The sequence below is a fragment of the Eisenibacter elegans DSM 3317 genome, from assembly GCF_000430505.1.
GTDB classification, from domain to species: Bacteria; Bacteroidota; Bacteroidia; order Cytophagales; family Microscillaceae; genus Eisenibacter; species Eisenibacter elegans.
In genome coordinates, this window is sequence record NZ_KE387154.1 from 182999 (window position 1) to 205452 (window position 22454).

21 protein-coding genes are annotated in these 22454 nt (G+C 47.8%); 8 read left to right on the top strand and 13 right to left on the bottom strand.

Features of this window, described 5'->3' with window-relative positions:
• Positions 1–14: 14 nt before the first annotated feature.
• From G499_RS21330 to G499_RS0116730, 4 genes are all read right to left on the bottom strand, one after another.
• Positions 15–2639: a GAF domain-containing protein gene (locus tag G499_RS21330; RefSeq protein ID WP_027000882.1), complete on the bottom strand. Its 2625-nt coding sequence runs from the start codon at positions 2637–2639 to the stop codon at positions 15–17.
• Between the two features lie 15 nt (positions 2640–2654).
• Positions 2655–3962 carry a UDP-N-acetylglucosamine 1-carboxyvinyltransferase gene (gene murA / locus G499_RS0116720; RefSeq protein ID WP_027000883.1) on the bottom strand — a complete coding sequence of 436 codons (1308 nt, stop codon included), beginning with the start codon at positions 3960–3962 and terminating at the stop codon, positions 2655–2657.
• A gap of 75 nt (positions 3963–4037) precedes the next feature.
• The gene (locus tag G499_RS20520) at positions 4038–4709 is read right to left on the bottom strand and encodes a DUF4290 domain-containing protein (RefSeq protein WP_081413864.1); all 672 of its coding nucleotides are present in this window, start codon (positions 4707–4709) and stop codon (positions 4038–4040) included.
• A 58-nt stretch (positions 4710–4767) separates the two neighbouring features.
• A complete protein-coding gene (locus G499_RS0116730; RefSeq protein WP_035727946.1) occupies positions 4768–5238 on the bottom strand; it encodes a regulatory protein RecX in 471 nt (156 codons plus the stop codon).
• 185 nt (positions 5239–5423) lie between these two features.
• Between G499_RS0116730 and G499_RS0116735 the strand changes: the two genes are divergently transcribed.
• Positions 5424–6140 carry an SUMF1/EgtB/PvdO family nonheme iron enzyme gene (locus tag G499_RS0116735; protein ID WP_161627779.1) on the top strand — a complete coding sequence of 239 codons (717 nt, stop codon included), beginning with the start codon at positions 5424–5426 and terminating at the stop codon, positions 6138–6140.
• 166 nt (positions 6141–6306) lie between these two features.
• On the opposite strand, the gene G499_RS0116740 is transcribed toward G499_RS0116735, so the two are convergent.
• A complete protein-coding gene (locus G499_RS0116740; protein WP_027000886.1) occupies positions 6307–6696 on the bottom strand; it encodes a DUF1987 domain-containing protein in 390 nt (129 codons plus the stop codon).
• Between the two features lie 277 nt (positions 6697–6973).
• On the opposite strand from G499_RS0116740, the gene G499_RS0116745 reads away from it, so the two are divergent.
• From G499_RS0116745 to G499_RS20530, 6 genes are all read left to right on the top strand, one after another.
• Positions 6974–8200 (top strand): bifunctional 3,4-dihydroxy-2-butanone-4-phosphate synthase/GTP cyclohydrolase II, encoded by a 1227-nt coding sequence (locus G499_RS0116745; protein WP_027000887.1) that lies wholly within the window; start codon positions 6974–6976, stop codon positions 8198–8200.
• Between the two features lie 275 nt (positions 8201–8475).
• The gene (locus tag G499_RS0116750; RefSeq protein ID WP_027000888.1) at positions 8476–9693 is read left to right on the top strand and encodes an ABC transporter permease; all 1218 of its coding nucleotides are present in this window, start codon (positions 8476–8478) and stop codon (positions 9691–9693) included.
• A 174-nt stretch (positions 9694–9867) separates the two neighbouring features.
• Positions 9868–11142, top strand: a complete 1275-nt coding sequence (locus G499_RS0116755; RefSeq protein ID WP_027000889.1) for a Glu/Leu/Phe/Val family dehydrogenase — start codon at positions 9868–9870, stop codon at positions 11140–11142.
• 84 nt (positions 11143–11226) lie between these two features.
• The gene (locus tag G499_RS0116760) at positions 11227–11886 is read left to right on the top strand and encodes a phosphatidylserine decarboxylase family protein (protein WP_027000890.1); all 660 of its coding nucleotides are present in this window, start codon (positions 11227–11229) and stop codon (positions 11884–11886) included.
• A 41-nt stretch (positions 11887–11927) separates the two neighbouring features.
• Complete coding sequence (locus G499_RS20525) at positions 11928–12845, top strand: glycerophosphodiester phosphodiesterase family protein (RefSeq protein ID WP_051296349.1); 918 nt, start codon at positions 11928–11930, stop codon at positions 12843–12845.
• Positions 12846–13016: 171 nt separating this feature from the next.
• Positions 13017–14729, top strand: a complete 1713-nt coding sequence (locus G499_RS20530) for a peptide MFS transporter (protein WP_035727949.1) — start codon at positions 13017–13019, stop codon at positions 14727–14729.
• 572 nt (positions 14730–15301) lie between these two features.
• Here G499_RS20530 and G499_RS0116775 read toward each other — a convergent pair.
• The 4 genes from G499_RS0116775 to fumC all read right to left on the bottom strand — a co-directional run bounded on the left by G499_RS0116775 (position 15302) and on the right by fumC (position 18693).
• Complete coding sequence (locus tag G499_RS0116775; protein ID WP_154658515.1) at positions 15302–15994, bottom strand: hypothetical protein; 693 nt, start codon at positions 15992–15994, stop codon at positions 15302–15304.
• Complete coding sequence (locus tag G499_RS0116780; protein WP_027000892.1) at positions 15991–16611, bottom strand: coiled-coil domain-containing protein; 621 nt, start codon at positions 16609–16611, stop codon at positions 15991–15993. Before G499_RS0116780 ends, G499_RS0116775 begins: the two co-directional genes overlap by 4 nt.
• A gap of 33 nt (positions 16612–16644) precedes the next feature.
• Positions 16645–17238 (bottom strand): coiled-coil domain-containing protein, encoded by a 594-nt coding sequence (locus G499_RS0116785; RefSeq protein WP_027000893.1) that lies wholly within the window; start codon positions 17236–17238, stop codon positions 16645–16647.
• 63 nt (positions 17239–17301) lie between these two features.
• Positions 17302–18693 carry a class II fumarate hydratase gene (gene fumC, locus G499_RS0116790; protein ID WP_027000894.1) on the bottom strand — a complete coding sequence of 464 codons (1392 nt, stop codon included), beginning with the start codon at positions 18691–18693 and terminating at the stop codon, positions 17302–17304.
• Positions 18694–19025: 332 nt separating this feature from the next.
• On the opposite strand from fumC, the gene G499_RS0116795 reads away from it, so the two are divergent.
• The gene (locus G499_RS0116795) at positions 19026–19289 is read left to right on the top strand and encodes a hypothetical protein (protein ID WP_161627780.1); all 264 of its coding nucleotides are present in this window, start codon (positions 19026–19028) and stop codon (positions 19287–19289) included.
• Positions 19290–19303: 14 nt separating this feature from the next.
• On the opposite strand, the gene G499_RS0116800 is transcribed toward G499_RS0116795, so the two are convergent.
• The 4 genes from G499_RS0116800 to G499_RS20535 form a co-directional block, all read right to left on the bottom strand.
• Positions 19304–19711 (bottom strand): hypothetical protein, encoded by a 408-nt coding sequence (locus G499_RS0116800; RefSeq protein WP_027000896.1) that lies wholly within the window; start codon positions 19709–19711, stop codon positions 19304–19306.
• A gap of 225 nt (positions 19712–19936) precedes the next feature.
• Positions 19937–20392 (bottom strand): MaoC family dehydratase, encoded by a 456-nt coding sequence (locus G499_RS0116805; protein WP_027000897.1) that lies wholly within the window; start codon positions 20390–20392, stop codon positions 19937–19939.
• A gap of 104 nt (positions 20393–20496) precedes the next feature.
• On the bottom strand, positions 20497–21258 hold the full coding sequence (locus G499_RS0116810) for a DUF4129 domain-containing protein (RefSeq protein ID WP_027000898.1): 762 nt from the start codon (positions 21256–21258) through the stop codon (positions 20497–20499).
• Positions 21255–22286, bottom strand: coding sequence for a stage II sporulation protein M (locus G499_RS20535; protein ID WP_051296350.1), 1032 nt, complete (start codon positions 22284–22286; stop codon positions 21255–21257). The genes G499_RS0116810 and G499_RS20535 overlap by 4 nt, the downstream gene beginning before the upstream one ends.
• Positions 22287–22454: the final 168 nt, after the last annotated feature.

The following is a 22454-nucleotide window of genomic DNA, read 5'->3' on the forward strand; positions in this document are numbered from 1 at the left end:
TTGCGTTTGGGTAATTAGGGTTTGTCTTGGGCTTGTTGTTCGAGCAAGTCTTTGAGGCGGCTGATTTCATCTTCTTTTTCGGCGAGCTGCTTGCGGAGCGTGCCTTCTAGCTCTGCCGCCCTTAGGTAGGCTTTCTTAAGGACGTTTTCGTTGTTTTTAATCTTTGTATTTTGCTGTTCGAGCAAGGCCTTGGAGCGTTCGAGCTCCATCTGCTTTTGCTTCATTTCTTGTTGTGCGGCCTGTAGCTGCATTACGGTGGCTTTCAGCTCCGACTCTTGGATGCGTTGCGCTTCGAGCGATGCCTGTAGCTCGCTTTCTTGTATTTGTTGGCGTTCTTGGGCTAGGCGTAGGCGCTCTTCATTGGCTTTGAGGCGTTGGTTTTGCGCCTCAAGTTCTTTGCGCGATTGCTCTAGCTCGGCTTCGCGCTTACGTCCGGCGGCTTGGAGGTCTTCTAGTTCGGCTATTTTATCACGCAAATCAATTTCAGCTTGATGGAGCTGCTTACTGCGTTCTTGCGCATCCCTCAGGAGGCTCTTGGTTTGGTCATTGATGCGTACCGTATTGAAGGTAGCCGCCACAGCCTCAGCGATTGCCTCTGCAAATTCCTGCTGGTAGGTTTCTATAGGTTGGAGCGAGGCCACTTCAATCACCCCAAGTGTTTGCTCTTCGTTTTTGATAGGGATAATCAGTACGGAGGCTGGTGGTGTACTGCCAAGGCCAGAGGTAATTTCGACATAGTCTTCGGGCAAATCGAGCATATAAATGCTTTCACCCTCTTGGAAGGCTTGCCCTACCAGGCCTTCGCCGGGCAGAATGCTTTTCTCAAAGAATTTATAGCGGTCATATGCATAGGCGCTGATCATTTCGAGTTGTTGGCTCTTATCATCAAACAAGAAGATGGCTCCGTGTGTGGCTTCGAGATATTTGACAAAATTGCGGATTAGCTCTTGGCAGAGCTGCGCTACATCGTCGTTATACTTGCGCAAAATTTCTCCAAAAAGCGCCCGTCCAGAGCTGACCCACCCCCGTATATAGTCTTGTTGGGCTACATCACGCAGGTTTTCTTTCATGTTCTGTAGGGCATTGCCGAGGGTATCTTCTTGGCTGATGGGTTTGAACTGATAGTCAAAATTACCCTTACCGATATTTTCAGCAAATAACGTAGCAGACTCAAAGTTCTTAATCAAGTCATTGAGTGCGGCATCAATTTCACCCAACTCATCCTTATAAATCACCTTACTGGGTTTGGGAATCACACCGATGGCCAGAAGCTTGATGTCGTCGCGTATCTTGAGCATTGGCTTAGACAGACCCTGCGCCAAAAAGAAGCCCAAGACAGCCTGAACCAATAAGATGACAGCACTAATGATAAAGAGGCGGTTGCGGAAAGAATATACTGATTGGAAAATCTCTTCTGCGTTGATTTCGGTCTGTATTGCCCACCGTGTATTGAACACATCAATAGGGGCATAAACATACAATACTTGGTTGCCTAGGAAGTCCCGCCCTAGGATATTGCCCCTTTCTCCTTTGAGCGCCCTGATGACAGCCTCGCCCTTGGCTTCGCGCAAGAGAATCGTTGTTTCGAGGCGCTTGATACGCTCTAAGGTAACGCTGTCAGTTTTACCCGAATTTTTGATATTGGTATAATACAATAGTGGGTTCGACAATATCGAGCGGGTATTGGTGCGTATCTTTCGGTCTTGGCCGATCAGGTTGACCTCTCCCGTCGTAGCCAGCCCCTCTCCTTCCCAATCTTGGTTGTTGGTAATGATGTGCTGGATGGGGGCTGTGGGCAGCTGTAGTGCCAATACGCCTATTTTTTCGTCACCATCATAAATAGCAGTTCCCATAAACATGGAGGGGCGGAAATAAGACGGCTCATAGTGTTCATAATCTACAAAGGCCACCTCATCGCGTTTGCTCTGATTGAGCAAGCGAGTAACCATTTTGCTGAGGTTCGATTTTTGATAAGGTCCTTTGAAAAGGTTGGTGGCGAAATCAACGTGTTTGGCCGTAGAGTACACCACATTGCCCTTGCTATCAATCAATAGCACATCCACAAACTCCATATTCCGCTGAAAGGCGTTCAGAAATGGGTGAAACCGGGTGTGGGCCTCTGCATAGCTGTTGCTTTCGTCAAGGCTGACGAGGCGTTGTTTGTAGCCTTCGGGGTTGGGGTTGTTGGCCAGGTAGTGATATTGCAGGATAATCTGCCGCTTATCGGTAGGCATAAAAGCCTTTTCCCCTTGTTCGTTGAGGCTGTAGTAAGTCAGGTTAGGGACAAACTCCTGCTGATAGAAGCGCTGGAGTTTGGGGCGCATCTTAAACAAATCTGTGGCATCTGTTTCGGCATCAATTTGCTGAAATCCTTTGACAAAGGCCTTCAGCCCTTCCGAAACAGTCGGGTTGGCCGCAAGGGTGCGCAGTTCTTTTTCGGTATTCTGAAAATACTGCTCTATGTTTTGGCGCTTGTTGTCGGTAATACTAATGAGGAGTTGGAAGGAGCGCTCTTCGAGCAAGCGCTTTCCTTCGTAGTAGCTCGTGATGGCGATAATGGCCTGTATCGAAGTCGATACGAGGAATATCGTAATCTGGAACTTGGTGTGTAGTTTTAGGTTCTTAAAAAACTCTCTCATACGTATTGGCGCGTGTTACAGGCGTTTGATTTCTGCCCCGAGGGCATTGAGGCGCTGGTCGATATATTGATAGCCCCTGTCGATTTGCTCTACGTTATCAATGACGCTGGTGCCTTCGGCAGAAAGCGCGGCAATGAGCAGAGCCACCCCGGCGCGTATGTCGGGCGAGGTCATACGAATGCCTCGGAGCTTGATTTGCTTATCTAGGCCGATGACAGTAGCCCTATGTGGGTCGCAGAGAATAATCTGCGCACCCATGTCAATGAGCTTATCCACAAAAAACAAGCGGCTCTCGAACATCTTTTGATGTACCAAAATCGTGCCTTTTGCTTGGATAGCCGTTACGAGTACAATGCTGAGCAGGTCTGGCGTAAAGCCCGGCCAAGGCGCGTCGGAGACCGTCAGGATAGAACCATCGATAAAGGTATCGAGGTGATAATGATCTTGGGCAGGGATATAAATATCATCGCCCCGAAACTCCATCGCGATACCCAATCGCTGGAAGGTATAGGGAATACAACCTAGTTGGTCGATGCGTGCGTTTTTGATGGTCAGCTCAGAGGCTGTCATTGCTGCTAGCCCAATAAAGGAGCCGACTTCTATCATATCGGGCAAGAGCGTGTGTTCTGTTCCACCTAAGCGGTCTACTCCATTTATTTTCAGTAAGTTAGATCCTATTCCTGAGATATTGGCTCCCATCCGATTGAGCATCAAGCAGAGCTGCTGGATGTATGGCTCACAAGCTGCGTGGTAGATAGTAGTTTCGCCTTTGGCCAATACGGCAGCCATAATCAAGTTGGCCGTTCCGGTTACGGAGGCCTCATCAAGGAGCATATAAGTGCCTTTTAGCGCTCGGGCTTCTACTTCATACCAGTGCGTTTCGGGCTGGTAATTGAACTGAGCGCCCAACTTCTGAAAGCCAATAAAGTGTGTGTCGAGGCGGCGGCGGCCTATTTTGTCGCCTCCCGGGCTGGGGATACGGCTGCGGCCAAAGCGCCCCAACATAGGGCCTAACATCATCACTGAGCCGCGCAGCGAAGCTGCCTTTTGGCGGTAGGTGGCGCTGTCGAGGTAGTCAAAGTTGAGGGCCTTGGCTTGAAATCTGAAGCTCCCCTCTGAGTCTAGGCGCGTTACTTGTACGCCTAAATCTCCCAACAACTCTATTAGTTTGTTGACATCTAGGATATTGGGGATATTGTGTATCGTTACGGGCTCGTCGGTGAGCAATACCGCACAAAGGATTTGTAGGGCTTCGTTTTTTGCCCCTTGTGGCACGATAGTGCCCGAAAGTTTTTTGCCGCCTTTTACTTCTATAGAAGCCATAAGTTTGTATTGATAGAGGTTTGGGGAGAAAGCCCTCCCCTGGTTTTGAATGGAGGTACGAACTGAGGTTCGATGTTATTTATTTTTGTTTTTATAATTGCGATACTGCCTCTTGAAGGTCTTATTGGTTGTTTTGCCTGTTGGTTGGGCGGGTTGGCTATACTTCACCGAAGGGTCTTTGATGGTAATTTCAAGCAGCTGCTCTTGTTTGATAAAGGCAGCGATTCCGGGTCTGATGGGCTGTTTGCCTATTTGTTCGATATGCCCTAGGATGGTGTCGGCTTCTACTTGGTCTTTATTCCAAGTGGTGTAGAAGTTTTTCATCAATCTAGCCACTGATACCAAGGCTACGAGATATTCTTCGGGGGTTTCGGCTTCATTTACTTGGCTGATGAGCTGCTCTACGCCCTTACCATAATGCCTAAACATCACCTTGCTATCATTGTAGGGCACTGGTTGGGGCTTTCGGCCTACCTTGGCGGGGTCAGGCATTGGGTATGGGCTATCGATATCGAGGTCGTAGCCGGCCAACATATAAAGGTCATCCCATATTTTGACATCAGCCTCTTGCACATCTTTGGCTGTCGGTTGTGGGATTAGTTGTTTTACCAAAGTTACCCATGCGTGGGCTTGTTGGGTGCGTTTGTCGCGGTCTTCGATGGTTTTGATGTGCTTGACAAGATCTTGCAAGCTCCTTCCGTATTCTCTTAGGAGAATTGGCTCGTCTTCTGTATGGTAGTTGTGCATAAAAACAAAATTAAAACAAATTCATTCAAATCAATCATCAACAATTCGCCTCAAGGCCTTAGTTGGCGGCTTGGGCGGCAATCTCTCCGATAATTTCCCAAATATGGGTATTTTCGTAGCCTTTTTGCGCTAAAAAGCGCCAAGTTTTTTGTTTGCGTTGGGCAGGCGGCTCTCCGTCGAGCGATGTCCATTTTTTTTGCGCCAAGTCGTAGAGGGTTTGGTAATAGTCTTCGGGGTCTATCTCTGCAAGCCCTAGGCGTACACAGTAGGGGCTAAGCCCGCGTGCTTCGAGTGCTTTTTGGATTTTGATTCGCCCCCATTGTTTGACCCTAAACTTACTTCCTGCATAGATTTTGGCAAATCGCTCTTCATTCAAAAAGTTTTCGGTAATCAACATCCCGATAATTTCTTCTATACTATCAGATGACAGGCCGCCGAGGGCATAGAGTTTATCACGAACTTCTTGTTGGGTGCGCTCTTGATAGGCACAAAAGCTACACATTTTCAAGAAGGCTTCTTTTTGGGTCATAGGCGGTATCTCTTGCGGGTCGTAAATGCCTATTGGGCTTCGGGCATACACTAGCCCGGATGAGCAAAGCGTTATTGGGTTATGAATATACAAAAATACGCAATATGGGCAAATATCTGACCGTAATCGGCTTACAATCTTTTATCAAACCGTATTTTTTTTGTCTGGGTTGTTGGCTTTGTCTTTTGGGAACCTTATCAGCCCAGCCGGCGGCTCCCAGCAATATGGTTCGGCTTTATGACAGCCTCTTTGTCGATATCAGTGAGGTGGCCAATTTGCATTATCTGGAGTATTTGAGTGATATCAGGCGTGACTCGGGCGAGGCTTATTTTTTAACACAACTGCCCGACAGCCAATTTATTGCCCATCCTACAGGGAGTTTGTTGGAGCATCCGGCCTACCGCTTCCGCCCGGTGATTGGCCTGAGCTACACACAGGTGCTCAATTTTTGCCGTTGGCGCTCGGCCAAGGCTACACAGATTTACAACCAACGCTATGCCAAGGGCAAACAAACCTATACCCTGACCTACCGCCTGCCTACTGCGCAGGAGTGGATGGTGGCTGCTGCCGGTGGGCTTGACCCCGGCCTTTATCCTTTTGGGCTGACCCACATCGAGCTAGTTACTGGAGACACACAGCCAAAGACCCTCATCAACCACAAAGCCGACCGCCTCAAACATTTTGTTTTGGAGGATGTGTATGCTGGCTTGCCCAACCCCCTAGGGGTTTTCCATGCCGCAGGCAATGTGGCCGAGATGCTACAAGAAGAGGGTGTCGCCAAGGGGGGGAGTTGGTGGCACAGGCTTGAGGATTGTAAGCTGCGCCATCAACAACAATATGACAGACCACAGGCTTGGCTTGGGTTTCGGAATGTCTGTATTATACGCCTCAACAACCCCTAAATACAACAGCTGATGTTGTTGGTGAGCAACATATTCGGGTATTGGTCTGCATTTTGGCGGCGCGGCGCTTGTTGGGCAGTGCCTAACGAAAATGGCGGTATTTTAAATCAAACTACTTTACAAACTTTCGCTCAATCAAAAGCGCATCAAGAACATTGCTTGCTTGTTAGATAATTTCTTCACAAGAAACCAAGGTAAAGGGCAAAGCTGTAAAGGCCTTGAAATCGTTGCCAATCTCACGCATGTCATCGTCTCCTTCCTCATAATACCACTTGGCCGCTACAGGGTGTCGTTGGCTATGAAGGCGCTCCAAAACTTTGATGATACGCGCCAAAATGGCTGATGTACTGGTGTTGATATAAATAAGCTTGAAAGAAACCGTAGTTTGTTTGCTCTTGGGCTTCTTGATATAATTCTCCAAATAATCGAGCAAATCACGGTAGAAGTCTTCTGTATCTTCCGGAATAGATACCCCTTTGATTTCTAATACTCCCTTTTGATAATTAAAGCTAATCTCAGGAGTGGTATCGGTCTCTTTCACAAAAATGTTTTCCATAGGTATTTGCTGACTTAGTATCAGTTGGTAAAGTAAGTACCCAAAGATGCAAATTAACTAAAAAGCCTTTAGAAATAAAACAAAATATTGGGCGAATGTTGTGCGCCTTTTCTGCTTCTTTGTACGGTATAAGCCCTCAGATGTGTTACCTTTGTGGTAAGGGTGCTTCGGTGCCTAGCTAAATACCCCTTGGCTACAAGGCCAAAAACTTATGAAGGGCTTTTGGTGTTAATCTTTTGAAGTCAATTTAGACGATATTCATACTTTTTTAGCGTTTATGAGCGAACAAAAAATAGCCCTCGATACTATCGAGGAGGCCATTGAGGCTATCAAAAGAGGGGAGATTATTATTGTGGTAGACGACGAAGACCGCGAGAACGAGGGGGATTTTATCTGCGCAGCAGAAACAGTAACCCCCGAAATGGTTAACTTTATGCTCAAAGAAGGGCGAGGAGTGCTTTGCGCCGCCCTGACCGAAGAGCGCTGTCAAGCGTTGAACCTCGACCTGATGGTCGGCAAGAATACAGACCCCAACAAAACAGCTTTTACCGTTACAGTAGACCTACTGGGGCACGGCTGCACCACAGGAGTATCGGCACACGACCGCTCCAAGACCTTACGCGCCCTTGCTGACCCTGCTACCAAGCCGACCGACCTAGGCCGCCCAGGCCATATCAACCCCCTAAAGGCGCGCAACGGCGGAGTATTGCGCCGAACAGGGCATACCGAAGCCACTGTAGACTTTGCGCGGCTGGCGGGATTCAACCCCGTAGGGGTGCTGATAGAGGTGATGAACGAGGACGGCTCGATGGCTCGCCTGCCTGACCTGCGCAAGGTAGCAGACAAGTTTGGCCTAAAGCTGGTTTCTATCGAAGACCTGATCGCCTACCGCCTCAAACACGAATCGCTCATACAGCGCGAAATAGGCGTACAAATGCCAACCGAATGGGGCAACTTTGACCTTGTAGCCTATCGACAGCGCAATACTGATGATATTCACCTCGCCCTTGTCAAAGGTAGCTGGGAGGCTGACGAGCCAGTGATGGTAAGGGTACACTCTTCGTGTGTTACGGGAGATATTTTCGGCTCTTGCCGCTGCGACTGCGGCCCACAGCTGCATAGCGCGATGGAAATGGTAGAAAAAGCCGGAAAGGGGGTTGTCCTTTATATGAACCAAGAGGGGCGCGGCATCGGGCTTGTCAACAAACTCAAAGCCTACAAGCTCCAAGAAACAGGACTGGATACCGTACAGGCCAACGAAGCCCTCGGCTTCAAAATGGATGCCCGTGATTATGGTGTAGGCGCACAGATTTTGCGCGACTTGGGCATCTCTAAGATTCAACTCATTTCTAATAATCCCAAGAAACGTGTGGGGCTGATTGGCTATGGACTCGAAATCGTGGAGATGATTCCGCTCGAAATTCATCCTAATCCCTACAATGAAAACTACCTGCGCACCAAACGCGATAAAATGGGGCATCAGATTTTAAAAAATGAGGACTAACGCCCCCAAGTGCTCTAGATGAAATACACCGGAACCGAGGGTATTTTGCTATGCTTGCTTGATGATATGTCAAGGTTGATTTTCTTGATGCTCAAGGATTTTCAGAACATCAGCCCCCAACTAATGTCCATTAAGTACAAATACTGCGTATTAAGCAATGTATCCTAGGTTCCAACCTATCGTTGGCACGAAAACGACAGCCTACGCGGCTATGGTGCTGCTCCATAACGCCAAACCGCAAACCCAAGCTTAAGATATCAAAGATTATCCTCTCGATGAGTATTTATTACTTTATAGCACAACGGGCCATTCAAAACACCCGGGCTTCCTTTTCGTCCATTGTCGCACGAGTGGCCATCGTTAGCGTGGCGCTGGGGCTTTCTATTTTGTTAATTGCCTTTGGCGTATTGGTCGGCTTCAAACAAGCCATTCAAGAAAAGCTTTTCAGCTTCAGCGGGCATCTGCAAGTAACCAAATATACCCTCAACCAATCGTATGAGGAGACCCCCATTTCGACCCAAACCCATCTGTATCAAAACTATGGGCAACACCCCGTCTTGCGACATTTGTATGCCTACAGCCTCAAGGCCGGCATTATCAAAACCCAAGAAGAGGTGATGGGGGTGATTATCAAAGGCTTGGGAGAAGACTACCCACGTGAGCGTTTCCGACACAATATGGTAGCCGGAGGGTTTCTGGATGCGCCCAGTGACAGCACTGACAGGCAGATACTCATCAGCCAAAAAATCGCTACCAAGCTGGCTTTGAGCATCGGAGATACGGCCTTGATTTTTTTTGTGCAAGACCCTCCACGCTTCCGAAAGCTGGTGGTACAGGGGATATACGAAACAGGTCTAGAAGGCTTCGACGACAAGTTTGTCATCGGCCAACTACCAATGATTCAGCGCCTCAATGGCTGGCCCGATACCTTGGTAGGAGGGTACGAGATTTTCACCGGTGATTTTGAGCAGCTCAACCAGGCCGCTGAGCTGGCCTATGAGCTGATGGAATACGATATGCAGCTTTCGAGCACACCCCGGAAGTTCCCCGAGATATTTGAATGGCTCTACCTGCTCAACACCAACGTGCGCGTTTTCCTTACGCTTATCTTGGCTGTAGCCAGTTTTAATATGATTGCCATTTTGCTGATTATGATTATGGAGCGTGTACAGATGATAGGCACGCTGAAGGCTTTGGGCGCAAGCAATTGGCAAATTCGGCAGATTTTTATTTATCAGGGGATGATTTTGATTGTCAAAGGGCTGTTTTGGGGCAATGTCATCGGGCTTGGCTTCTGTGTGCTCCAATATTATTTCAAACTCATTCCACTCAATACCGAAAACTACTATATGAGTACTGTGCCTATTGCTTGGGATTGGTGGAATATACTAGGGGTCAACTTATTGACCTTTCTCCTAGTATCGGCGGCTCTGCTGGTGCCTACTATCATCATTACCCAAATCGAACCTATCCGCGCCATCAAGTTTGATTAGCCTCCCCTGTCTGCCAAACTAACAACCCACACACAATCACATCAGATATTACGTATTGCTTTTCGAGGCAGATTTTTACGCATTTCAAATTTTTAATGCCTTTAAATAGTACAGCTTCGCATTTATTTTTTACTAACTTTGCAGCTCAGTTCCACTACAAAGCTTTCATACAATATGGCTTATTTAGAACCTGCACCCATTAAAGACAAAGAGAATCCATTTGATTCGATGATGTCGCGCTTTGATATAGCCGCCAAACTGCTTGGCATCTCTGACGAGATATACAACATACTCAAAACCCCCGCCCGCCAAGTCATTGTCGGTATCCCCGTTACGATGGACAATGGCAAGATTCAGGTTTTTGAAGGCTATCGCGTGATTCACTCCAACATTCTAGGCCCTGCTAAAGGCGGTATCCGCTTTGCTCCCGATGTACACATTGACGAAGTACGCGCCCTTGCCGCTTGGATGACTTGGAAGTGTGCCGTAGTGGATATCCCCTATGGAGGCGCTAAAGGCGGAATTACTTGCAACCCCCGCGAAATGTCAGAAGGAGAGTTGGAGCGCCTTGTGCGTGGCTATACGAGCGCTATGCTCAGTGTAATCGGTCCTGACAAAGATATTCCTGCCCCTGATATGGGTAGCGGCCCTCGCGAGATGGCCTGGATGATGGACGAATTTTCTAAAGCCCACGGGATGACCATCCCCGCTGTAGTAACGGGCAAGCCCTTAGTATTGGGCGGCTCACTAGGTCGTGTAGAGGCTACAGGCCGTGGCGTGATGGTCTGCGCTTTGGCCGGAATGGAACGCCTCCACATCAACCCTTATAAAGCTACTTGTGCCGTTCAAGGCTTTGGCAATGTAGGCTCTTATGCGGCCAAGCTGCTCAATGAGCGCGGTGTAAGCATATTGGCTATCAGCGATATGAGCGGTGGCTACTACAACGACAAAGGCATAGACATAGACAAGGCTATGGCGTATAGCCAAGCCAACAAAGGCTCGCTAGAAGGCTTCGACGGCGCCGAAAAAATCACCAACGAAGACCTTCTGACAATGAAGGCTGATGTGTTGGTGCCAGCAGCCAAAGAAGACGTAATCGACGAAAATATCGCCCGCAAGCTACAAGCTAAGCTGATTGTAGAAGGTGCCAATGGCCCTACTTCACACAAGGCCGACCCCATCATCAACGAAAAAGGTGTACTGGCTGTGCCCGACATCTTGGCCAATGCCGGCGGGGTAACTGTCTCTTACTTTGAGTGGGTTCAAAACCGCTTAGGCTACAAGTGGACTGCCGAGCGTATCAGCCGCCGTACAGACCGCATTATGAAGGAGTCGTTTGACCGTGTGTACCAAGCCTCTATCGACTATAACGTACCTATGCGTATTGCAGCCTATATCGTAGCTATCGACAAAGTAGCCAAAACCTACCAATTCCGTGGCGGGTATTAAGCTAAAAACAAGCCGATAGTTGTCAATATTCAAAAGCCGTTTGTGTATTTTTGCACGAACGGCTTTTCCTTTTGATTGATTCCCATGACTATTCACCGCGAAGGCCACCGGTTGTTATCAGTGGCATTTTTGATAGTATTATTGTTGCTAAGCCTTACTTGGGCTTATCTCCCTTGGCCTTGGCTGTCGAGCTTATTGACAATAGGGCTGGCAGCCTTTTTCCTGTTCTTGTTGCAGTTTTTCCGCAACCCCAGCCGTCAGCTTGTGGTTGATGCCTCACTGCTGATTTGCCCTGCCGACGGCAAGGTAGTCGTCATAGAGGAAGTATATGAGCCAGAATACCTTCAGACCCAATGCCGCCAGATTTCGATTTTTATGTCGCCACTGAATGTACACATCAACCGGGCAGTAGCCGCCGGCACTGTCAGCTACTTCAAATACCACCCGGGCAAGTACTTGGTAGCGTGGCACCCCAAATCAAGCACCGAAAACGAACGCACCAGCCTTGCACTAAAACTACATAACAACCAAGAGGTGCTGCTCCGCCAAATTGCCGGCGCAGTAGCGCGGCGTATCCGCTGGTATGTCAAACAAGGCGACAGTCTCGCACAAGGGCAAGAGTTTGGCTTTATCAAGTTTGGTTCGAGGGTCGATATTTTCGTGCCACTGGATGCTGAAATCAAGGTAACCCTAGGGCAAAAAGTCAAAGGAGGCCTTACGGTATTGGCTCAGCTGAACAAATAGCCTATTCCCCCATTCATTATCACCCACCCAAATAGCTCCTTATGCGTTTTTTAAGTCGTGTTGTGATTGGCATTATAGCCGTCCTCTTGTTGGGCACATTCCCCCTACAAGCCCAGCGTTATCGCCTAGCGCCCAAAACACAGGCAGCATTATACCAAATTTTTGCCTACAGCCCCGAGCGCGTGCCCATAGTCAGCGCCCACCGAGGAGGCCCGGCAGCAGGCTACCCCGAAAACTGCCCACAGACCTTTGCCCACACCCTCGACCACGTACCGGCTATCATCGAATGTGATATCAGCCTCAGCCAAGACAGTGTGCTGTTTATGTTGCACGACAACAAGCTCGACCGCACGACTACGGGCAGCGGCCCTGTCAACCAAACCCCTTGGAAACAAATCCGCAAGCTACATCTCAAAGACAATAGCGGGCAGGAAACCAAGTTTAAAGTCCCCACCTTGGCACAGTGCCTACGCTGGGGCAAAGGCAAAACTGTCTTGCAACTCGACATCAAACGTGGCATCAGGCCGGAGCAAATCGTGGCCGCCATTCGCAAGGCCAAGGCCGCACACCGTGTGATGGTTATCTGCTATACTCTCGAACAAGCCCAAGCTTACCATACCCTCGCACCTGACTTGCTGCTCTCGGTCTCGGCCAACAATATAGAGGAGTGGGAGGCACACAAGGCCGCTGGTATTCCCCCCCAACAAATGGTCGTTTTTACGGGAGTAGACACCCTCAAACCCGAACTGTATGCCGCCGTTCACGCCGACGGCGCAATGTGTATCATTGGCGCGATGAGGGCCATCGACAAGGCCGCCACACAAGATGGCCTGACAGTATACCAAGACATCGCCCAGCAAGGAGTAGATGTGTTTGCTACTGACCGCCCAATGGCCTTTGCCGAATGGATTATCCCATTGCTCCAACAAAACAATACACAAGGTTGGTTATTCAAATAAACCCCAAACAAGTATGAAGCATAGGTTAAATAAATATGGCGCAAGTATTTCCTTTTTCAAAAATAGCCGTATATTTGCCCCGCTCATACGCAAAAAATAATACAGCGATAACTCAGAAAAATTATATTGCACCCCTTTAAACGCCTAACATAGGCGTTTTTTTAAACTGTTATGAATCAGCAAGATACTCGTTTTTTTGGGCATCCCCTTGGGCTAGCCTTTTTGTTTTTTACCGAACTTTGGGAGCGTTTCAGCTACTATGGCATGCGTGCCATACTGGTGCTTTACATCTACTCTTCTATCGATGATGGAGGCCTAGGCTGGACACAAAAGTCTGCACTAGCCCTCTATGGCTGGTATACGATGTTGGTATACCTGATGAGTATTCCCGGTGGTTATGTAGCCGATAAATATTTGGGACAAAAACGCACGGTGATGCTTGGGGGAATCCTGCTCTGCATTGGGCACGGTATCTTGGCCGTAGATGCGCTTTGGGCTTTCTATGCTGGTTTGGCCTTTATTGTTATGGGTGTGGGTGGTCTAAAACCCAACATCTCTACCATGGTAGGTGGGCTATATACCGAAGGGGATCCCCGCCGCGACAAAGGCTTTACCATCTTCTACATTGGCATCAACGTAGGGGCTTTTATCGCTTCTATCATAGTTGGTTATGTGGGAGAAACCATCGGCTGGCACTATGGATTCGGTCTTGCCGGTATCGGGATGTTGCTTGGCCAAATTGTATTCGTCTATGGGCAGCGCTATCTCGTAGGGGTAGGCGACTATACTCCCGCCCCCAAAATTGAAGGCACTAACCGCAACGCCCCACTGACGAAGGTAGAAAAAGACCGCACCGTCGTACTCTTGATTTCATTCTTGATTGTCATTGTTTTCTGGGGTGCTTTCGAACAAGCCGGCGGGTTGATGAATATCTATGCCAAAGAAAAAGTAGACCGCGTATTTTTTGGGCTCTTTGAGATTCCAGCCAGCGTGTTTCAGTCTGTCAACGCCTTCTTTATCATCACTTTTGGTACAATCGTAGCTGCTTATTGGGACCGCCGTCGCCGTAAGGGAGGAGAAGTATCTTCGCTTTACAAAATGGCTATCGGTACGATTGTAATGGGCTTGGGCTTTTTGATGATGGCCTTTGCCTCTATCGAGGCCAGCGCAGAGCCTTTTGGCCGCGCAGGGATGTACTGGCTAATCTTGGCCTACTGGCTACATACCTTGGGCGAGCTTTCGGCCTCTCCTGTAGCGCTGTCTTTCATTACCAAGCTGGCTCCGCTCAAAGTAGCCTCCTTGATGATGGGCGTGTACTTTGCCATGACCGGATTTGGCAACAAAGTAGCAGGCTGGATAGGTGAAGCCGCCCAAATAGATCCTATAGAGATTGTATATACCGGCAACGCCGAACTATTACAAGAATTTGAAGAGGCTGCCCAAGCCATCAGCGAAGACAAAGGCTTCAGCTTCCGCGCCAAGTTATATCCGCAGACTGATGGCAGCTGGATACTCGAAACTTATGAAGACGGTAAGCCGCTCCAACAACTCTTCGCCCTCAGCGGGAACGCTGAAACTGTAGCCAAAGATGAAGCATACATCAAAAAAGCCCTTCAAGACGGCAAAGCTACCCAAGAAAAACCTTATCACGCTACCCTACGCTTCAACAAAGATGTAGAGGCTAGAAAGATAAAAGCCAACAAAGGCGATGGCAAAGACTACAGCGGTACACTCGTCATCGAAGAGGTACAAAACCGTGCAGAGCTATACACCTTCCTCTTTATCACGGTATTCACAGTACTCTTTGGCATCATTCTGATTGCTTTCCTCAAACCTCTAAAAGCCCTAACACACGGCGCAGAGAACGACAAGCACGAAGAATAATACTGCTTTGACAAGTAGCAACATATTTTACCCCTCACGGTTTTGAAAGCCTTGAGGGGTTTATTCTTTTTTGGGAAAAAATATTGTTGTGCTGATTGCCCACTGTGCTTGATATATATATTTAACCACAAAGGAGCATTCAGGTTACGGAGCTTTCGGAAGATATGATGTGATGAAGCAAGCTGTTGAATCAAACACAAATTAGAAAATATCCAGTGGCGAGCCAATTTGACTAACATTGTCTATAGTCTACTTCGTAGGTGATTATAAACAACAACCCCTCAAGGGTGTGGAGTCCTTGAAGGGTTGTTATTATACACCATCTTAAGCCCAATCAAAATAGCGTTAGAGACTATTCACTAAATAACTTACCTATTTCCAAAGTGTGCAAAGTGGTGATGTATGTATTCCTCATCCCGAAGGGATGAGATGTTTGTAACACATTAGGTCGTTGAGCGTGCGCCCCCTACAGGGTCGATTAATGGGTAGCTTTTTGAATACCCCCTTATGCCCAGTTTGACTTGGTGGCCCTGATTCTCAAATAGAATATATCTTATCTGAGGATAATCCGTCTAGAGGTATTCGCTAGGCAAATCCTTAACACTAAGGCGTTTACCTTTGCTATCATAATAGCGAATAAAGATTTGAGCCTTCGGCTTATGCTTTTCAAACAAATCCTTGATACCGAGATTTTCCATAGCGGCTAAGTTGCCATTGGGCACACTATGCATCAAGAGATACTTCCAGAGCGTGCGGGCTTCGTCTACATTGCTGAAATATCCGACGGTATAGCCCTTGAAAGTTTTGCCGGCTTCATCTTGATAAATTTCGCTGTCTACAAACTCGGGCAGGTTGTCGAGGTATCGGGTGGCGGTTGTATTTTCAAAAGCCCCTATTTGGAACTTCATATAGATATCGTGCTTTTGCTGTGCCGGAGATTGGTTGTAGAGCTCTTGCAGTTCTCGGAGCAAGTTTTTGACCAAGGTTTTCTTGTCGCGTAGTTCGTTTTCTCTTTTCTTAAACTCACTTTCGATTTTGGCTACTTGGGCTTCTTTTTCGGTGAGCTTGACTTTCATCGTGCTGATAGAGTCTGAAAAAGCTTTGTAGAGCGGCAGGTTTCGGCCAAAAGTTTTGAGTTCGGCTTTGAGCTGGCTACGCTCTTGGGCAGTGATTTTTTGCGCCTGTAAGGGTGTGTTACCCAGCGCTATCGTCATCACACACAACAAGCAGATAAGGTAAGTTGGGAAATATCTTTGATGCATCATTTTACCTTTTGGCCATTTTGGTATTTTGTTACGATTACTTTGGGGATGTCGATGCTTTGGAGATATTTTCTAAATTTCTGTGCATCTTCCTCGTTTTTGAAGTAGGCAAGGGTATATTTCCTGCTACCGTCAGCGTCAGTATCTCCACTAAAGACAGGAGTGCCTTTTTCGTCGAGGCGTGCCGGTTTCATCGTGGAGACATCAAACTGCACGACAAAGACCGTTTCCTCTGTAGGGATACGGTACTTGGAAGGGGCTTTATTTTCTCCATTTGGTTGATAGGAGCCTTCGGCAATCGCTTTTTTGAGAGAGTCGATTTCGGCGCGCAGTTGCTGTTCCTTAGTAAGGTATTCGGTCAGCTCTTCGCCTTGGGCGGCATATTGCCTTTTGAGCGCGCTATGTTTCTCATCTAGCTCTTGATAAGCCAGGCGATTGAGGGCGAGCTGATCTTTTTTTTCCTTATACTCCTCTATATTTTTGTAGAGGTTTTTGAGTTCTTTGATGAGGCGTTTGCGCTCTTTGCCGCTTATTCCCTGTGCTTGAGTAAGCAAGGGGAATAAGCACAAGAGAGCAGCCCCCACCAAACACTGGAGTGTCTTTAATGGGTGGCGTGTCATTTGTTGTCAATTAGTGCTGCCGGTAAGCAGGCTTTATTTCAATACATCTTTTACATCTACACGTACTCCGTCGCGGTAGGCAACTACCCAAGCGTCTTTGACACCCATACGGCGCACATAGTCGCGTAGCTCAGAAGCCTTGCTGTGGTCAGTAAATACGCCAAGTACGTATTTGTTGAGGCCGTCATCGGTAGTAGCATTGAGGTCGTTGTTGGTTACAAGCCCGTTGCCTTGTAGGTCGATGTTGCGGTAAGCGCCCAGCTGTACAGTAAAGTATACACCTTTTGAGGGGATTTGAGAGCCTCCGGGGTTGTTGCTACCATTAGCTTCTAGCTCACGGATTTTTTCGTTGCGTACGTTCAACTCAGCTTGTAGGCGGGTGATTTCATCGGCCTGTGAGCGTTGTTTGTTTTGTAGGCGGTCGATTTCATCCTGTAAAGCACTGGCGCGGTTCTCGGCAGATTCCTTGTCTTCTTTGAGTTGGCGGAATTCGTCGAGGTTTTTGACCATATTTTTTGCTTCTTTTTTGAGTGCTTTTCTTTCAGCCTTGGTCATATCTTGTGCTTGTACAAGGGGTGCCAACACAAAAGCCGAAAGTAGTACTACGAGAAATAATGGCTTTTTCATAGAGTTCGTATAGGGTTAAATAATTGAACGGTAAAAGTTGGTTACAAAATGAGTTCCAAAATGTTATAATCCGCCCACCATTTTTTCAGCAATTACCCATTGGTCGAATTGTTCGGCAGTGAGTAAGCCAAGTGCTAGTGCAGCTTCTTTGAGTGTAGTGCCTTCGGCGTGTGCTTTTTTAGCAATTTTAGCCGCGTTTTCGTAGCCAATATGTGGATTGAGCGCTGTTACGAGCATCAAAGAATTTTCCAAATGACGTTTGATCATCGGGTAGTTTGGCTCAATGCCTACGGCACAGTTGGCGCGGAAGGACTCGCAAGCGTCGCCCAATAGGCGGGCAGAGTTGAGCAAGTTATAAATCATCATCGGCTTGAATACATTGAGCTCAAAATGCCCGGTAGCCCCACCGATAGAGATGGCTGTATCATTCCCAATGACTTGGGCGCAGACCATCGTCAGGGCTTCAGACTGGGTAGGGTTTACTTTGCCGGGCATGATAGAGGAGCCGGGTTCGTTTTCGGGGATGAGGATTTCGCCGATACCGCTGCGAGGCCCAGAGCTAAGCATACGAATGTCATTGCCTATTTTCATCAACGCTACGGCCAGCTGTTTTAGTGCGCCAGAGGTCTCTACGATAGCATCGTGCGCGGCTAGGGCTTCAAACTTATTCTCGGCTGTGATGAACGGCTGCCCGGCAAACTCCGCAATTTTTTGGGCTACCAATTCGGCATAACCCTTGGGCGTATTCAGCCCCGTACCTACTGCGGTGCCGCCCAAGGCAAGCTGGCTAAGGTGGGCTAGGGTATTGCGCAGGGCTTTCATCCCGAAGTCAAGTTGGGCTACATACCCTGAGAACTCGTGGCCCAGCGTAAGCGGTGTAGCATCCATAAAGTGTGTACGGCCAATTTTGACTACATTGGCAAAAGCCTTGGCCTTTTGGTCGAGCACATCGCGCAGCCCCTGGATTTTGGGCAGCGTCTCTTCCACAATCAGCTTGTAGGCCGCAATGTGCATCGCTGTTGGGAAGGTATCATTAGACGATTGTGATTTGTTGACATCATCGTTGGGGTGTACTTTCTTCTTCTCGTCTACTAGTTGGCCGCCGGCGATGACGTGCGCACGGTTGGCTATTACTTCGTTCACGTTCATATTCGACTGTGTACCCGAGCCGGTCTGCCATACAACAAGCGGGAACTGATCGTCGAGCTTTCCGGCCAAAATCTCATCGCACACTTGGCTGATAAGCTGCGCCTTTTCAGCATCCATCACCCCTAGGGCTTGATTGGTTTGGGCGGCTGCTTTTTTGAGGATAGCAAAAGCCTTGATGATTTCATCGGGCATTCGGTTATTGCCGATGGCAAAGTTTTGCAAAGAGCGTTGGGTTTGAGCGCCCCAATATTTTTCGGCAGGTACTTGTACCTCGCCCATAGTATCTTTTTCGATGCGGTAACTCATTGGATTACTGTTGTGTTGGTTTTGGGTTTTGAGCGTGAAAATAGCAAACTCACGCTATATAAATGTCAAACTAGCACTTTTTTTCCAATTTACGCAAATGCTTAGCTTCATGATATGTTTTTAGGAATAAAAGTACGCTGCTTAGGCTTGGGTTATAGACAAAATATTTACTGTTTGCAGGCAACGCCGCAGCTGATTTTGCGTATAAGCAAATATCTATGCCTAAAGCGTTATGAAATTGATGGATAGAGTTATTGTTTAATATTGGAACCACAAAAACCTCCCCAATCTTTTTGAGGAGGTTTTTTCGTTTGGGCTTGTATTTGGGGCAAATGGACGATAATCCCTATATTTGTGCTTCTGTATTGCTTACCAATGGTTTTGTTTGGCCTATGAAAATGTTGTTTTTCTGCGCGTTGGTGGTATATGCCCTATTTCGGTTTCATCGTTTTTTGGGGCGTGTTATTCGGTGGCTAAGCCCTTTTGAGGTGGTTATCCGCACCAAGGCCAAGCCTCCGTTATCTTCCACACCGTCTGCTACCAAGGCCAAGCCTTCCATAGGCGAGTATATCGACTACGAAGAGATAAAGCCTTAATATTGGATATATTTTTATTGGTTGAGGCTCTTCAGCCAAGCCACTGCCGGGGCGCGTTTGTTAAAAATCTCTACGTGTATATCTTCGTTCAGGCGGCGCAAAATATTTTTGATGATTCCGGGGCGTATAATATCTCGCTCGCTCACTACCACAAAGGTATGTAGGCGGTTGCGCACCAACTCTGGATAAAACTGCGTTTCGAGCCACACTTCGTGGGCAGTACTCAGGCGGGGGCGGTCAGTGATATCTACCATATACTTAGTGAGGGCATTTTCTTTGAAGGCTTGCAAACCCTGCCCCACGGCTTGGGTCAATACTTCGAGGGTAAAAGGCTCTTGATAGGCCAATTTCCAAGTTTCGCTGATGCTGTGCAGTTGGTTGTCAAGGCGGATGTCAACCAGAGGATTTTGATAAATGGTCATATGAGTTTTTTTGGGTATATGGGTTGTACTAAAAACAGATAGACTGATACACTGCAAACACGATAAGCGCTTGTCTAAACGCTATATTTAGGGCGCAAACACAGTCGTGTTTGTGTTTGTTGGGGAAGGACTCCCAACGAGTACTCAACACACTTGATTATCTCGCTTACAGTGTATACAGCAAAGACTGTTGGCATCGTAGCCGACGGCTAATGCCGTGTTTGGCTATACATAAAAACGCATCAGAAACTCTGCGATACAGGCCGGTTTATCTTGGCCTTTGAGCTCATAGGTCAGGTGCATTTCTGCTTGTTGGCCACCCTCAAAAGGGCTTAGTTTTGCCAAAACAGCTTTGACACGCAGCTGCCCACCGGCAGGCACAGGCGAGGTAAAACGCAGTTTGTTGAGGCCATAGTTGATGCCCATTTTGACTCCCTCGACCTTGAATATTTGGTCCATAAACATCGGCGCGAGCGACATCGTCAGGAAGCCGTGGGCGATGGTTGTTCCAAATGGAGAAAAAGTCTTGGCTTTTTCGATGTCGATGTGTATCCACTGGTGGTCGCCGGTAGCATCGGCAAAGGCGTTGATTTGGTCTTGGCTGATGGTATGCCAATCGCTAGTGCCTATTTCGCTGCCTTCTAGGGCTTTGAGTTCTGCTATTCCATTGATGATTTTCATATTCTTTAAGGGGTTAGTGTAATAAGGGTATTTTCGATGTTCTAAAAAAGCAAAAATATCCGAGATTGGAAAATGCCCCGATATTTTTCAGCTGCGGTTTGGGTCTAGGTCTTTGGAGGTTTGCTAGGCTGTATGGCCATAAAAAGCGACCTTGCGTGCTCCCAGTGCGTACTTTGGATAGGAAATCCCCCATAGTATCCATATTCAAACAATTGCGTACAGGCGCGTATTTGCTCGTAGTGCGGGTGTTGTGTCAGTTGTATGAGGTATTCATTATTGGTGCGTTGTAGTTCCTTGCGTAGCCACCCTTGGCTGATGAGCTGCTCTATGAGCGCTAGGTATTGCCAACGTAGCGCCTCGGCATAGGCTTGTTCTTTGAGGGCTTTTTGTATCAGTGCTTCGAGCGATTGTGCGCTGGGCAGCGGCTCGTGTAGGTTGTCTATGGAGGAGTTGTAGAGGTTTTTCTTGTGTGCGAATAGGCCGATGTTGGCATTCAGTAACTTGAGTACAATCAGGGCGGCTAAACAAGCAAACAACGACCACGTCAGGATGCTGAGGGGGTTGTCCCAAGAGGGGTTCAGAATAGCGTCAGAAATCCGCATCCGCCAATAGTACCATTGCATGAGTAAGTTTTCATACCATGTCGGTGTATCGTCAAACTCGACCTGCTTGGTTTTGGTCAGATAGTCAAACTCCGGATCTTGATAATAACGCTTCAAAGCCTCCTCGTCAAACTTCCGAGTTTTTGCTGTGGCAGTAGTTTGGTGTTTTTGTGCAAAAGTCGTGGCGCTAGTGCCCCACAGTAGCACACACACCAGCCCTACCCAAAAGTAGTTGGGATAGGATAGTAATAGATGCTTTTTCATGACTTCATCGTGATAAAGGCCAACAGCTCTGAGAGTGTGGGTTCAGCGTCTTCTTCAAGCCTTTTGGGCTGGCGGGCTAGCCGCCGCGCTACTTGCCAAGGCCAATAAACAAAATACCCCACCATCAGAACCAACGACGACAAGATGATACCGACACGGATAATATTGGGCCATTCGGTGTGGCGCGTAGCAAAGCTCTCCAAGGCGGCGGCCACGATGATAAAGGGAATCAAACCCAACAATACCCGCCCGCCTGTTGCTGCGCCTCTTTTGAGACTCTCTACACGACTATATGTGCCCGGGAAAAGCCAGCTGCTGCCCAGTAATATGCCTGAGCCTCCAGCAATGACAATACAAAGGATTTCGATGGTACCGTGTATCCAAATAGTAAGCACTGACTCGGCCAGTAGGCCGTGCGACACAAACATATATTGGAAAGTACCCAACATCACACCGTTGATCGCCAAGATATATACCGTACCCACAGAAAACAGTATACCGGCAGCAAAAGTCCGAAAAGCTACCGAGAGATTGTTTTTGGCGATATAATAAAACATCCCAAAGGCATTTGTTTGTTTGTAGATGGCCAGCGGGTCGCCGTTCTGGATGTTGTAGAGGGTTTGGTCCACATACGCATCTCCCAAGATAATACGGACATAGTTTTCGTCGTGGTGGCTGGACAATACGCCTAAGGCCACAAAAGCCATAAAAAACAACAGACTATAGAGCATATACCAGCGCATTTGGTATACATTTAAGGGTAGGTCTATGAGCCAATAACGCCCAAAAGCAGCCCGGTCAAACCGCTGTTTTTGATGAATTTCTTGATATACCTTCCCAGCCATCGCATTGAGATAAGAGACGGCTTGCCCTTGGGGAAAGTGTGTGCGGGCAAAGGCCAAATCATCGGTAATGGCAATAAACAAATTGGCTAATTTCTCGGGGTCTTTAACCTGTTTTTGTCCCAGCTGTGCTTCAAAAGTACGCCATTTGTCTGCGTGTTGTTGAATAAATTGTGCTTCCTGCATACATTCAAGGCTCTTTGTGTTCGTAGTTGGTTGGTCTAAGAGCTTGTCTAAATTTTCAGCGCGGTACTCAAAATAGCTGATTTTTGCGCTGATACTAGACAAAAAGCGCAGGCCTTATGTTCAGCCCACAATTAAAATCGTGGGAGGGCTACGGCGAGCATTTTTAAC

Excerpts from the sequence above, each read along its gene's own strand:
- G499_RS21330 (WP_027000882.1), bottom strand. The coding sequence starts at position 2,639 with ATGAGAGAGTTTTTTAAGAACCTAAAACTACACACCAAGTTCCAGATT.
- murA (WP_027000883.1), bottom strand. The coding sequence starts at position 3,962 with ATGGCTTCTATAGAAGTAAAAGGCGGCAAAAAACTTTCGGGCACTATC.
- G499_RS20520 (WP_081413864.1), bottom strand. The coding sequence starts at position 4,709 with ATGCACAACTACCATACAGAAGACGAGCCAATTCTCCTAAGAGAATAC.
- G499_RS0116730 (WP_035727946.1), bottom strand. The coding sequence starts at position 5,238 with ATGACCCAAAAAGAAGCCTTCTTGAAAATGTGTAGCTTTTGTGCCTAT.
- G499_RS0116740 (WP_027000886.1), bottom strand. The coding sequence starts at position 6,696 with ATGGAAAACATTTTTGTGAAAGAGACCGATACCACTCCTGAGATTAGC.
- G499_RS0116745 (WP_027000887.1), top strand. The coding sequence starts at position 6,974 with ATGAGCGAACAAAAAATAGCCCTCGATACTATCGAGGAGGCCATTGAG.
- G499_RS0116750 (WP_027000888.1), top strand. The coding sequence starts at position 8,476 with ATGAGTATTTATTACTTTATAGCACAACGGGCCATTCAAAACACCCGG.
- G499_RS0116755 (WP_027000889.1), top strand. The coding sequence starts at position 9,868 with ATGGCTTATTTAGAACCTGCACCCATTAAAGACAAAGAGAATCCATTT.
- G499_RS0116760 (WP_027000890.1), top strand. The coding sequence starts at position 11,227 with ATGACTATTCACCGCGAAGGCCACCGGTTGTTATCAGTGGCATTTTTG.
- G499_RS20525 (WP_051296349.1), top strand. The coding sequence starts at position 11,928 with ATGCGTTTTTTAAGTCGTGTTGTGATTGGCATTATAGCCGTCCTCTTG.
- G499_RS20530 (WP_035727949.1), top strand. The coding sequence starts at position 13,017 with ATGAATCAGCAAGATACTCGTTTTTTTGGGCATCCCCTTGGGCTAGCC.
- G499_RS0116775 (WP_154658515.1), bottom strand. The coding sequence starts at position 15,994 with ATGATGCATCAAAGATATTTCCCAACTTACCTTATCTGCTTGTTGTGT.
- G499_RS0116780 (WP_027000892.1), bottom strand. The coding sequence starts at position 16,611 with ATGACACGCCACCCATTAAAGACACTCCAGTGTTTGGTGGGGGCTGCT.
- G499_RS0116785 (WP_027000893.1), bottom strand. The coding sequence starts at position 17,238 with ATGAAAAAGCCATTATTTCTCGTAGTACTACTTTCGGCTTTTGTGTTG.
- fumC (WP_027000894.1), bottom strand. The coding sequence starts at position 18,693 with ATGAGTTACCGCATCGAAAAAGATACTATGGGCGAGGTACAAGTACCT.
- G499_RS0116795 (WP_161627780.1), top strand. The coding sequence starts at position 19,026 with ATGGACGATAATCCCTATATTTGTGCTTCTGTATTGCTTACCAATGGT.
- G499_RS0116800 (WP_027000896.1), bottom strand. The coding sequence starts at position 19,711 with ATGACCATTTATCAAAATCCTCTGGTTGACATCCGCCTTGACAACCAA.
- G499_RS0116805 (WP_027000897.1), bottom strand. The coding sequence starts at position 20,392 with ATGAAAATCATCAATGGAATAGCAGAACTCAAAGCCCTAGAAGGCAGC.
- G499_RS0116810 (WP_027000898.1), bottom strand. The coding sequence starts at position 21,258 with ATGAAAAAGCATCTATTACTATCCTATCCCAACTACTTTTGGGTAGGG.
- G499_RS20535 (WP_051296350.1), bottom strand. The coding sequence starts at position 22,286 with ATGCAGGAAGCACAATTTATTCAACAACACGCAGACAAATGGCGTACT.